General features: G+C 43.6%; 9 protein-coding genes and 1 riboswitch. Of the genes, 5 read left to right on the top strand and 4 right to left on the bottom strand.

All coding sequences use genetic code 11. The annotated features are described in order from the left end of the window. Positions 1 to 4: 4 nt before the first annotated feature. A complete protein-coding gene (cbiE, locus tag PY364_RS21015) occupies positions 5 to 1,300 on the bottom strand; it encodes a precorrin-6y C5,15-methyltransferase (decarboxylating) subunit CbiE (protein WP_275525943.1) in 1,296 nt (431 codons plus the stop codon). 201 nt (positions 1,301 to 1,501) lie between these two features. After that, positions 1,502 to 1,560: riboswitch (adenosylcobalamin-variant (AdoCbl-variant) riboswitch) on the top strand. 61 nt (positions 1,561 to 1,621) lie between these two features. On the opposite strand from cbiE, the gene cobG reads away from it, so the two are divergent. From cobG to PY364_RS20995, 4 genes are all read left to right on the top strand, one after another. Further along, positions 1,622 to 3,247 carry a precorrin-3B synthase gene (cobG, locus tag PY364_RS21010; RefSeq protein WP_275525942.1) on the top strand — a complete coding sequence of 542 codons (1,626 nt, stop codon included), beginning with the start codon at positions 1,622 to 1,624 and terminating at the stop codon, positions 3,245 to 3,247. A 133-nt stretch (positions 3,248 to 3,380) separates the two neighbouring features. Next, entirely contained in the window at positions 3,381 to 4,007 is a 627-nt protein-coding gene (locus tag PY364_RS21005) for a precorrin-8X methylmutase (protein ID WP_275525941.1), read from the top strand. Positions 4,008 to 4,209: 202 nt separating this feature from the next. Further along, positions 4,210 to 4,920, top strand: coding sequence for a precorrin-2 C(20)-methyltransferase (locus tag PY364_RS21000; protein ID WP_275525940.1), 711 nt, complete (start codon positions 4,210 to 4,212; stop codon positions 4,918 to 4,920). A 256-nt stretch (positions 4,921 to 5,176) separates the two neighbouring features. After that, positions 5,177 to 6,226: a Fe(3+) ABC transporter substrate-binding protein gene (locus tag PY364_RS20995; protein WP_275525939.1), complete on the top strand. Its 1,050-nt coding sequence runs from the start codon at positions 5,177 to 5,179 to the stop codon at positions 6,224 to 6,226. Positions 6,227 to 6,532: 306 nt separating this feature from the next. Here PY364_RS20995 and PY364_RS20990 read toward each other — a convergent pair whose 3' ends face one another. Both PY364_RS20990 and PY364_RS20985 read right to left on the bottom strand, forming a co-directional pair. Continuing rightward, positions 6,533 to 7,033, bottom strand: a complete 501-nt coding sequence (locus PY364_RS20990) for a pentapeptide repeat-containing protein (protein WP_275525937.1) — start codon at positions 7,031 to 7,033, stop codon at positions 6,533 to 6,535. 57 nt (positions 7,034 to 7,090) lie between these two features. Further along, positions 7,091 to 8,812 carry an iron ABC transporter permease gene (locus PY364_RS20985; RefSeq protein ID WP_275525935.1) on the bottom strand — a complete coding sequence of 574 codons (1,722 nt, stop codon included), beginning with the start codon at positions 8,810 to 8,812 and terminating at the stop codon, positions 7,091 to 7,093. A 127-nt stretch (positions 8,813 to 8,939) separates the two neighbouring features. Here PY364_RS20985 and PY364_RS20980 point away from each other — a divergent pair, with 127 nt between their 5' ends. Beyond that, positions 8,940 to 10,028: an ABC transporter ATP-binding protein gene (locus PY364_RS20980; protein ID WP_275525933.1), complete on the top strand. Its 1,089-nt coding sequence runs from the start codon at positions 8,940 to 8,942 to the stop codon at positions 10,026 to 10,028. 17 nt (positions 10,029 to 10,045) lie between these two features. Here the strand turns inward: PY364_RS20980 and PY364_RS20975 are convergent, their stop codons facing one another. Continuing rightward, entirely contained in the window at positions 10,046 to 11,452 is a 1,407-nt protein-coding gene (locus tag PY364_RS20975) for a heterodisulfide reductase-related iron-sulfur binding cluster (protein WP_275525932.1), read from the bottom strand. Positions 11,453 to 11,510: the final 58 nt, after the last annotated feature.

Genomic DNA, 11,510 nt, shown 5'->3' with positions numbered 1-11,510 from the left:
TTCTTTACCGCCAGGATGGCGGCGTTACAAATACTTTTGCATAAGTCCTGAAACTAGGTTTAACTGCGATCCATTGTGTAATTGGTGCAGAAGGTTTCCACCCTAAAAAAGAGCCGATCGCGACTGTGCGATCGATGCTAATCCGAATCAGCTCACCTCCATACTGGCTATGCCATTGTAGCACTTTTAGTTCGCTCTCAATGGTGACAGCATTTACTACAAGGCGGCCGTGCGATCGCAGTGCATTCCAGCAGGTTTCAAATAGAGTATCAGTAGTAGCACCACCACCAATGAAGATGGCATCAGGTTGAGGCAAGTCTTTTAAAGCCTCTGGCGCTTCTCCTGCAACGATTTTGAGACTGGGAATGCCAAGGGCGGCGGCATTATCTGCAATGTATTGTAATCTGGTTTGATGACGTTCGATCGCGATCGCGCGGCAGTGGCGATGACTCCGCATCCACTCAATCGCGATCGAACCGCAGCCAGCACCTACATCCCAGAGCAATTCTCCCGGAATTGGAGCTAAAGTTGAGAGAGTAATGGCTCGAACTTCCCGTTTAGTAAGTTGTCCGTCGTGGTGAAAGGCGCTATCCGGTAAGCCTGAAATCCGAGGTAGGGGGAAGGTTCCGGGAGTGGCGATAACTGCCATCGCGATCGTATTCAAATCGGCTAAATCCGTTGCCTCCCACGTCGCTGCAATGCCCTCAATTACTCGTTCTAACTCCCCCCCCATCCGCTCTAATACAGCGATCTGGCTCTCACCAAAGCCTCGCTCTGTTAGGATTGCCGCCACCTTAGCGGGGGTATGTTTGTCCGCACTCAAAACTAGCAAGCGTGCGCCGGGATAGAAAGCAGATACGATCGCAGCGATCGGGCGGTTTGTTAAGCTAAAAGTTTCGATTTCCGCAAGGGGCCATCCCAGGCGGGCACAAGCCAGACTGAAAGCCGATGCAGCGGGAATAATGGTTATTTGCGAGATGGGAATGCGGCGGGTGAGGGTTACGCCAATGCCGTGACACATGGGATCGCCGCTGGCTAAAATGCAGACAGGCTGTCCTTGGCGGCGGATAATTTCATCAATTGTCACCTCAATAGGAGATGTCCAAACTAACTTTTCGCGATCGTCTTTTGGCAGCATTGCTAAGTGACGTGCGCCGCCGACAATAATTTTAGCTTGATTGATTAGAGATTGCGCGATCGCGCTTAATCCAGATAGTCCATCTTCACCAATACCCACCACTGAAAGCCATTTTTGCTGGGGGATGGGAATTAGGGATTGAGTGGAGACTGGGCTTGTCATTTCGGGATTATTGAAAACTATCGATATATCAGTTGCCTTGCTAGATGGATGTTTTTATTTACTAATTATATTAACATACAACCCTAGCAGAACCAATCGCAACTAGGACTTGCGATCGCCAAAAATAACGCGACAGATTAAAATAGCACTTTAAAACTTATCAAAGCGATCGCATACGTGATATTATTCTAGAACCTGAATATGGGAAAGTCCGGTGTAATTCCGGCGCTGTGCCGCAACTGTCAAAGCCAGAACGCCATTTGGGAGGTGCTTTTAGCACGTTCACACTCGATTCCCTGCGTCGCATGGGGAGGATGTTGCTTGTTATCTTTGCCTGATTTACCAACCTGTCCAGGTTTATTGTATGGCTCCGTTGCTCGAGATGGGATCTTGTCTCGAATGCGGATTCCGGGGGGAATCTTAAATGCAGTACAATGTTGTGCGATCGCGGATCTGGCTGACGAATTAGGCGGCGGCTACGTCCAAGTCACGAATCGGGCTAATTTACAGATTCGGGAAATGCGATCGATAATTGGTAGTGAAGTCTTTGCTAAATTACAACAGTTAGGGATAGCGCCATCCTATTTGGAAATAGACCCGCTTCGCAATATTATGGCAAGTCCCACAGCGGGAATTGACTCGCAGCAATTACTTGATACTCGCCTCTTGGTTAAGGAGTTGGACGATTACTTGCAGCGACATCCTGAGTTATCGGCATTATCGCCTAAGTTCAGTATTTGCTTTGACGGCGGTGAGTCGGTTTCTGTGCGCGATCGCCTGAATGATATTATCTTAGTAGCAGAATCGCGATCGCCATTAAAAGAAATTGTTTTTCGCCTGTTTCTGAACGATACAAAGTATCCCGACACAGGTATTATTATCCCACAATCTCAGTGTATATCAGTCTTAGCAGCTTGCGCTCAAGTTTATCTGAATTATACCAAAGATCGCGGCTTAATTAAGGACAGAAAACCACGCCTGCGACACTTGCTGGCTGATTGGGGTCAAGATTTCTATCTAGAACAAATTGAAAAATATTTGTCTTTTCCTTTGCAAAGAATTTCACCTGAAAAGGCGATGATTCCAGTTTTAACCAATGGCAATCAATCTAATTTTGAAGACAAGCAAAGTCCTGTTCATACCAAAATAAATCAAGATAATTTGGAAAAAGAGATCGATCGCTTCCCTACAAAAACAACAACGCAAAACTTGCCAAATTCTGCATTTTCAAGTTATAATCATCTTGGCATTCATCCTCAAGATCGACCAGATTTATCCTATATTGGGATTGCCTTACCTCTAGGAAAACTGGAATCTAAACAATTGCGAAGCTTAGCAAATTTAGCACTAACTTATGGCAGCGGTACAATCCGGCTTACGCCTTGGCAAAATCTGCTAATTTCCGATATCCAAAACTCTCAACTTCCTGATATCAAGCAAGCCATTACTGCATTAGGATTACACTGGTCAGCAAATCGTCTAGATAGTGCATTAATTGCCTGTTCCGGCAAGACTGGTTGCGCTGCGGGTGCGACAGATACTCAAGGTGATGCCTTAAAATTGGCGAGGGATTTAGCAACAAAAATAATGTTAGATCGACCGATTAAAATTCACTTCAGCGGTTGCAAAAAATCCTGTGCCCAACATAATCCTAGCGAGATTACTTTATTGGGAACTGAAATTAAAAATGGGAGTCAGAAGATAGCATCATATATTATGTATGTCGGTGCAAAAGATTCACCCTTTGGGCGGCAACTCTTCCCAGCCGTAAGTCCAGCCGAGTTATTATCTTTAATAGAAAGAATGCTGCTAGTTTATCAAAAGATGCGATCGCACAATGAGTCTTTCGGTGAATTTGCCGATCGCCATCCCATTTCTCAGTTACAACAGTGGTTAAATCCCACTCAAATTCAACATTCTGCATCCCATTCGGTAACTGAGGTATAGCAACCGCCAAGGCATTTAAGGCACTCGCTTATTGCTGAAACCTTAATTCTCTTCCCCTCTTCCCCTCTTCCCCTAGCCCCTAGCCCCTAGCCCCTAACCCCTTCTTCCCCTAGCCCCTAGCCCCTAGTTATAAATGGATTATATTCGAGACGGGACTGAAATTTACCTCAAATCCTTTGCCATTATTAGAGCAGAAGCAGATTTATCAAGTTTACCTGCGGATTTAGAATCCGTAGCAGTACGCCTGATACATAGCTGCGGCATGACAGATATTGTAGCAGACTTAGCAGCTTCCCCCGGAGCCGCGATCGCCGGACGCAAGGCTTTAGCTGATGGTGCACCCATTCTCTGCGATTCTCGCATGGTAGCGCAAGGCATCACGCGATCGCGTCTCCCCGTTGATAATGCGATAATTTGTACACTTCAACACCCCGATGTCCCCGCCTTGGCGCAGCGGATAGCAAATACGCGATCGGCTGCGGCGCTCGAATTATGGCAGGATGATTTAAAAGGTGCAGTAGTGGCGATCGGCAATGCGCCTACAGCCTTATTTAGGTTACTGGAATTACTGGATGCGGGAATGCCAAAACCAGCTTTAATTCTGGGTTTTCCAGTGGGGTTTGTGGGGGCGGCGGAATCCAAGGCTGAACTTGCTGCTAATAGTCGAGGCGTACCATTTATTACCTTACACGGGCGACGGGGAGGTAGTGCAATGGCGACGGCTGCTGTGAATGCGTTAGCAAAATTAGATGAAATATGATAATTGGTAATTGGTAATTGGTAATTGGTAATTGGTAATTGGTAATTGGTAATCGCTAATCGCTAATCGCTAATGGGGGAGAATGGGGATTTACTTCCCCCTCTCCCCCATCTCCCCCATCTCCCCCATCTCCCCCTCTTTTCCTCTTTCCCTAGCCCCTAGCCCCTAGCCCCTAGCCCCTTCTTCCTTCTTCCTTCCTTCTATGACAAAATCTACTGGTAAATTATATGGACTGGGTATTGGCCCTGGCGATCCAGAATTGTTAACTTTAAAAGCTTATCGCATTTTGCAATCAGTGCCGGTGATTGCCTATCCTGCAATGGAAAATGGTAAGGTTCTTGCACGGTCGATTGTAGCAGATTATTTGCGGCCGGAACAAATAGAAATTCCGATGCCCTTGCCTTTTAGTCCAACGCGATCGTCTCAGCCTTACTATGATATTGCCGCTGAGAAAATTGCTAGCCATTTGAGTCAAGGGCGGGATGTAGCAGTATTATGCGAAGGCGATCCATTTTTGTTTGGTTCGTTTATGTACCTCTTCAATCGCTTGTCAGGCAAATTTACCACTGAAGTTGTACCAGGAATTTCTTCAACTTTGGCAAGTGCGGCTCAGTTAGGTGCGCCGTTAACGTATCGTAATGATGTATTGAGTATTATGCCGGCGACACTTTCAGGGGAAATTCTGCGCGATCGCCTAGCTGTTGCTGATGCTGCTGTCATCATTAAACTAGGCAGACACTTTAGCAAAGTCCGAGATGTACTCATAGAGTTAGGGCTCTTTGAACGAGCATTATATATCGAACGAGCCACGATGCTCAATCAGCGGATAGTTGCGATCGCTCAAGTTGAGCCCGCAGAAGTTCCCTACTGGGCCCTGATTGTCATCCCCAGCCAGCAAAAATCTGTCTCATAAGTATAGCAACCGCCAAAATGCTTAGGATATTCTAGTTTCCTTCCACCCTTAATTCTATTGGCTTCTTCCCTTCTTCCCCTTCTTCCCCTTCTTCCCTAGCCCCTAGCCCCTAGCCCCTAGCCCCTTCTTCCTAGTTACAATTTTTTATAAGCAAATAAGAATAACTTGCATTAAGATAATACATTAATGACTATAGATGGGTTTTCATGCACCATCCTGTCAATGACCAGATGCAATAATCTATCATTATTGAACAATGAGCATTTCTAGGCGTATTTTTCTTGCCAGCGGAACCGCAATGGCCGTCGTGGCAATGGGGGAACTAAGCAAAACAGCCCCAGTAGCAGCCCAAGCGGGAACTCTCAACCTTTATTCAGCGCGTCATTACGACACTGATAATGCGTTGTACCAAAGCTTCACGAAAAAAACTGGAATTAAGGTTAACTTAGTTGAAGCGGATGCTGACCAACTAATTGAACGGATCAAAAGTGAAGGCGCAAATAGTCCCGCTGATGTTTTCATCACCGTTGATGGTGGGCGTTTGTGGCGGGCGAAACAAGCGGGTATCTTGCAGCCTGTATCATCAAGCGTTTTGACATCGGCAATTCCAGCTAATTTGCGCGATCCTCAAGGTTTCTGGTTTGGCCTATCGCGCAGGGCGCGGGTGATTGTTTACAACAAAAGTAAGGTCAACCCCACCCAGTTGTCAACCTATGAGGCGCTGACAGATCCTCGATGGAAAGGTAAGATTTTAGTGCGATCGTCCACGAATATCTATAACCAGTCTCTTGTTGGAGCTATATTAGCAGCTCATGGGGGGCAAAAAACGGAAGCTTGGGCGCGAGGATTGGTGGCTAATTTTGCCCGTCCTCCAGAGGGAAATGATACGGCGCAAATCAAGGCTGTTGCTGATGGGGTAGGCGATCTAGCCCTTGTTAATACCTATTATGTCGCTCGGTTAGCGAAATCGCAAAAACCTGAAGAAAAGGCGATCGCGGCTAAAATTGGTGTGTTTTTCCCGAACCAGCGCGATCGCGGAACTCACATCAATATAAGTGGTGGCGGTGTCGTCAAAACTTCTCGAAATAAAGCAGGCGCGATCAAATTCTTGGAACACCTAGCCAGTCGTGAAGCGCAACAGATTTTTGCTGGGGGTAATTATGAATATCCCGTAATTTCAGGTGTGGCGATCGATCCTGTAGTTGCTAGTTTTGGTACATTTAAATCTGACCCTCTCAACCCTGATGTGTTTGGGAAAAATAACCCCGAAGCTTTAAAGATTGCCGATCGCGCGGGATGGAAATAGAGAAGAAGTTACGTCGTTGTCACCGCATTTACACAACCGCATTTACACAAAGGAAGTCCGGCGGTTGAAACCGCGACTACACAAAGGAAGTCCGCCTACGCGGACTAAAGAATGAAGGAGATATTTAAGCCAGATTTGGTATCAGGAGTCAGAATTCACAATAATTCATGCTGAATTGTGACTCCTAAATTCTTCTGAATTCATTCTTCAGTCCGCGTAGGCGGACTTTGTTTGTGTAGATGCGGTTTCAACCGCCTATTCTGATTCTTATCCAATCCGATCCGATCCAATCCAATCCGATCTGTTTTAATTTTTGATTGTACCATCAGGCATCATTGCCCCTTTCAGATTTGCCCCTTTCAGATTTGCCCCTGTTAAATCAGCACTATTTAAGTCAGTTTCACTTAAATCGGCATTACTAAGGTTAGCATTATTAAGTTTTGCCCCTCGCAAAAAAGCACCCTTAAGATTGGCGTTACTCAAGTCAGCATTTGTCAGATCCGCAGCAAATAAACCTGCCTTTTCCAGAGAAGCGCCTTTTAAATTTGCACCTTTGAGATTGACGCTATCGAGTAAAGCTTCATTAAGTTTGACATTTTCTAGGACTGCACCTTCTAACTTAGCACTATTAAGATTAGCGCCTGTTAAATCAATGTTACTTAACTTAGCGCCAGTCAGATCGCATTCTGGACATTGCTTAGTTTTTTGTAATGTTTCGAGGGGAGTAGCCGCCTGTTTTTGACATCCAAAGGTGACAAAAATAGTAAGCAGTACAAAGAAAATTGTGCTAGTAGTACGGGTAGACATTGGTAAATTTTTATTAATCATCTTGATTTCCACAGGAATAATATTAACTGTTAACTGTTAACTGTTAACCGTTAACTCTGTCGAAGACTTACGCGATCGCGCAATCTTCCAACTTAATAGAATCACCGGTAACATCCCCACTAAAACAATTGCCAATGCTGGGCCTGAAGCTTCAGCCAATCTCTCATCTGAGGCAAGCTGATAAGTTCGTACAGCCAAAGTATCAAAGTTAAAAGGTCTAATAATTATAGTAGCAGGTAACTCTTTCATCACATCCACAAACACTAACATCATCGCAGTTAATAGACCTCCCGTCATCATTGGCGTATGTACTGTAACTAAAGTTTGCATCGGACTATAACCCAAACTTCTCGCCGCATCATCTAAATTAGGCTTGATTTTACTCAAACTTGACTCAACTGCATTTAACGAAACAGCTAGAAATCTAACTAAATAAGCAAATACCAAAGCTGCAATTGTTCCGCTTAATAATAAGCCTGTAGAAATTCCGAAATTTTCGCGCATCCAACCATCAAATAGATTGTCAAATTTGCCAATGGGAACGAGAATTCCCACTGCAATTACAGAACCCGGCACAGCATAGCCCATTGCCGCAATGCGCGTTCCTAATTGCACTCCTAAGTTAGGATATAATCTTAAGCCGTAAGCCATAATTAAGGCAATAATTACGGCTAAAATTGCTGTTAGTGTTGCCAAAATTAAACTATTGCTGGCAAAAATCCAAAACCTTTCGTCTATAGTTGTTTCCCAATTGGCTAAGGTCAATTTGACTAAAAGACTTGCGGGCAATAAAAAGCCCAAAAATAGCGGTAGAAAACAACTAAATACTGCTAAAATTTCCCTAATTCCTTGAAGCTGATAAGTTTGCAGTTGGCGATAACGACTGCTAGCTTGATAATATTTAGTCCGACTGCGCGACCAGCGTTCTAGTAAAATTAGACCCAGAACGAATAATAATAGCATAGCAGCTAATTGATTGGCAGCAATTCTTTCTCCCATGCCAAACCAAGTCCGATAAATGCCTGTAGTGAAAGTATCAACTCCAAAATACTGAACAGTGCCATAATCGTTAAGAGTTTCCATCAAAGCTAGGGCTAAACCCGCAATTATTGCTGGTCTTGCCATTGGTAAGGCAACTGTAATAAAACTCCGCCAAGGACTACAGCCCAGGATTCGACTAGCTTCTAGCGTACAAGTTGATTGTTCTAAAAATGCAACTCTTGCTAATAGATAGACGTAGGGATATAAAACCAAGATTAGCATTAATATCGCTCCGGGGAGCGATCGCACGTTAGGAAACCAATAGTCTCCATAACTCCAGCCAAAAATATAACGCAAAGCAGTTTGAACTGGGCCGGAAAATTCTAAAAAGTCTGTATAAATATAAGCTAAAACATAAGCTGGGGCGGCTAAAGGTAATAATAATGCCCATTCAAATAGGCGACTAGCCCGAAAGCGACACATTGTTACTAACCAGGCGCATCCTACGCCAATTACAACCACACCACAGCTAACACCGATCGCTAACCAGAAAGAGTTGAGGATATAACGAGTTAAAACTGTATCAGTTAAATGTTCCCACGTATCTTTAGCTTCAAAAAAGATACTGGATAAGACGCTGAGGATTGGTATGGCGATCGGTAATGCTAAAGCGATAACCGCAACTGTCCACCCACTAGCAGATAGACTGCGTAAATTGGACAACCCTTTGATTGTGCTGATGGCTGTTTGTTGTAGCGATCGTTTGGAATTTTCCATTGGGCAATAAACTGTCTAGCTTGCTATCGTATCACTATGTGTAAAAATTCGTCAAGTCTTTATGAGAATATATATCACTAAACCACTTTACTATAGAATACTAAGTTGTTGATTATTTATAGCAATAATGACTCGACCTGTAATTCTGCATTTGGATGGTGTCACAAAACAGTATGCCCAAGCAGCATCACCTGCGGTGGCATCCGTCACCCTGACCCTACATCAGGGAGATATACTGGGGTTGTTGGGGCCGTCAGGTTGTGGGAAAACAACGTTGCTGCGGTTAATTGCTGGTTTTGAACAGTTACAAGCAGGCGCGATCGCTTTAGCAGGAAAGACTGTAGCCAGTGTTACGATGTCACTACCACCGGAACAGCGAGACATTGGTATGGTGTTTCAAGACTATGCACTTTTTCCTCATTTAACAGTCGCGAAAAATGTAGCTTTTGGCTTGAAATATCAAGGGAAAGAGTCAAAGCATAATATTCACAAAGGTGTCACAGAAGCTTTAGCATTAGTAGGATTGGAAGGTTTAGAAAACCGTTATCCCCATGAATTATCCGGGGGTCAGCAACAAAGAGTAGCTTTAGCTCGTGCTTTAGCTCCTAGACCTGCTATTATTTTATTAGATGAACCTTTGAGTAATTTAGATGTACAAGTAAGGTTAAGATTGCGTCAGGAAGTCCGCGATATTCTCAAAGCAACAAAAACCTCTGGGGTATTTGTCACCCACGATCGCGAAGAAGCACTTTCAATTTCAGATTGGGTAGCAGTAATGCGTCAAGGCAAATTAGAACAGTTTGGCACTCCAGAGGAAGTTTATCGAGAACCAGCATCGAAATTTGTGGCTGAGTTTGTAACGCAAGCTAATTTTGTATCTGCATCGCTGAAGCAGGATATTTGGGAAACAGAAGTAGGTTGTTTTGCTGTTAAAGTAAATTCGTTTGTAAAATTCCCCGGCGATGTTTCTACTCAAGGAGAATTGATGATCCGACAGGAGGATTTGAGTTTATTTTTAGATGAAGATTCGGCAGTTGTGATTTGCGATCGCCAATTTTTAGGTAGAGAAAATCGTTATTGTTTACAAACTCCTTCAGGACAAAAGTTATATGCACTTACAACTACAGCAAATGTTTTTCCTATTGGTTCTAAAGTTCGGTTAGCTTGTGATGAGAACTCTCCGTTAGCGTTTTTTGTCGGTAGTCCTACAGCATAAATTACGCAAAGGGGTTATCACTTCCTTTGTAACTTTACCCCCTGAATTGAATAATCCAATAACTCAATTGGGTGTATCAGCATAACTTGTTTTCCCTGCAACTCCAAATGCTTCTTAATTTGTAAAGAACAACCAGGATTAGCAGAAGCAATTAACTCGGCACCAGTATTTAATAAATTCTCAACTTTTTGCTGCCCCAATTCATCAGCAATCTCTGGCTGTAACATATTATAAACTCCCGCACTACCACAACACAAGGCTGCATCTAGGGGTTCTTTTAATTTCACACCGGGAATTTGCTGCAATAACTGACGCGGTTGCAAACTAATTTTTTGCCCGTGCAATAAGTGACAGGCATCTTGATAAACTATATTCAATTCTCCATCAATTAGGGGAGAAAGTTTGGCTGTTAAACCCACATTTGCCAGAAATTCTTGCACGTCTTTTACATTGCCAGCAAATGCCTTTGCTTTCTCACTATATTCCGCGTCATCTGCTAAAATATGACCGTATTCTTTTAAAGTGTGACCGCAACCAGCCGCATTAATAATGATAGCATCAACATCAGTCATCTCAAAGCTATCAATCATTTGTCTGGCTAAAGTTTTGGCTTGTTCTGTTTGTCCTTGGTGTTCTGGTAAAGCAGCACAACATCCCTGGCTTTTGGGAATCACAACTTCACAACCATTGGCTGTTAAAACTCTCACTGTAGCTTCATTAACTGGGGAGAAAAATAGCCGTTGTACGCAACCTAAAATCATGCCAACTCGATAGCGTTTTTCTCCTTGTGCTGGAATAATTGTCGGTAAATTATCTCGGAATGATTCAACAGAAATTGCTGGTAAAATTGATTCCATTGCCGCTAAGCGAGGGAATATCTTTTTTAGTAAACCTGTGGAACGGACAAGTTGCTGTACTCCTGATTTTTGATAAAGAAATAAAGGTGCAAGTAAAGGCCGCAATCGTTCGGGATAAGGGAAGAAATTAAACAGGATAGAACGAATTAAGATATCAGATAAACTTCGTTGATAATTCCTGGTAACTTGATGGCGAGTTGCTGAAATTAATTTATCGTACTGTACCCCAGAAGGACAAGTGGTAACGCAGGCTAAACAACCCAAGCAAGTATCAAAATGCTGTGCTGTTGCCTCATTTAAGGGTGCATCTCCTTCGTTAATAGCATCCATTAGATAGATGCGACCTCTAGGGGAATCCATTTCAGTGCCAAGTACGCGATAACTCGGACAAGTTGACAGACAAAATCCGCAGTGAACGCAAGTGTCAATTAACTTGGCTGCGGGCGGATTTTTACTATCAAATCCGGGGATTTCTAAGGAATTAAAATGGGGATTTTGTGCTAAAAAGTTGCTAGGATTAATTGGTTTTAAATCGCTGTTTTCTGAGAATTTTTCTGAGGTTTGCATAGATTATTAATCTTTGGTTATACTTATTATTTTTGTCCGTAACGCCGCCCTCTGGGCG

Source organism: Kamptonema sp. UHCC 0994 (genome assembly GCF_029167235.1).
GTDB lineage: Bacteria > Cyanobacteriota > Cyanobacteriia > Cyanobacteriales > Microcoleaceae > Kamptonema.
This window is presented reverse-complemented; position numbering and strand designations above follow the sequence as displayed.

What these genes read in the sequence shown, in the direction of transcription:
- PY364_RS20995 (WP_275525939.1), top strand. Translation starts at nt 5,177, where the DNA reads ATGAGCATTTCTAGGCGTATTTTTCTTGCCAGCGGAACCGCAATGGCC.
- PY364_RS21005 (WP_275525941.1), top strand. Translation starts at nt 3,381, where the DNA reads ATGGATTATATTCGAGACGGGACTGAAATTTACCTCAAATCCTTTGCC.
- PY364_RS20990 (WP_275525937.1), bottom strand. Translation starts at nt 7,033, where the DNA reads ATGTCTACCCGTACTACTAGCACAATTTTCTTTGTACTGCTTACTATT.
- PY364_RS20980 (WP_275525933.1), top strand. Translation starts at nt 8,940, where the DNA reads ATGACTCGACCTGTAATTCTGCATTTGGATGGTGTCACAAAACAGTAT.
- PY364_RS20975 (WP_275525932.1), bottom strand. Translation starts at nt 11,452, where the DNA reads ATGCAAACCTCAGAAAAATTCTCAGAAAACAGCGATTTAAAACCAATT.
- cbiE (WP_275525943.1), bottom strand. Translation starts at nt 1,300, where the DNA reads ATGACAAGCCCAGTCTCCACTCAATCCCTAATTCCCATCCCCCAGCAA.
- PY364_RS20985 (WP_275525935.1), bottom strand. Translation starts at nt 8,812, where the DNA reads ATGGAAAATTCCAAACGATCGCTACAACAAACAGCCATCAGCACAATC.
- PY364_RS21000 (WP_275525940.1), top strand. Translation starts at nt 4,210, where the DNA reads ATGACAAAATCTACTGGTAAATTATATGGACTGGGTATTGGCCCTGGC.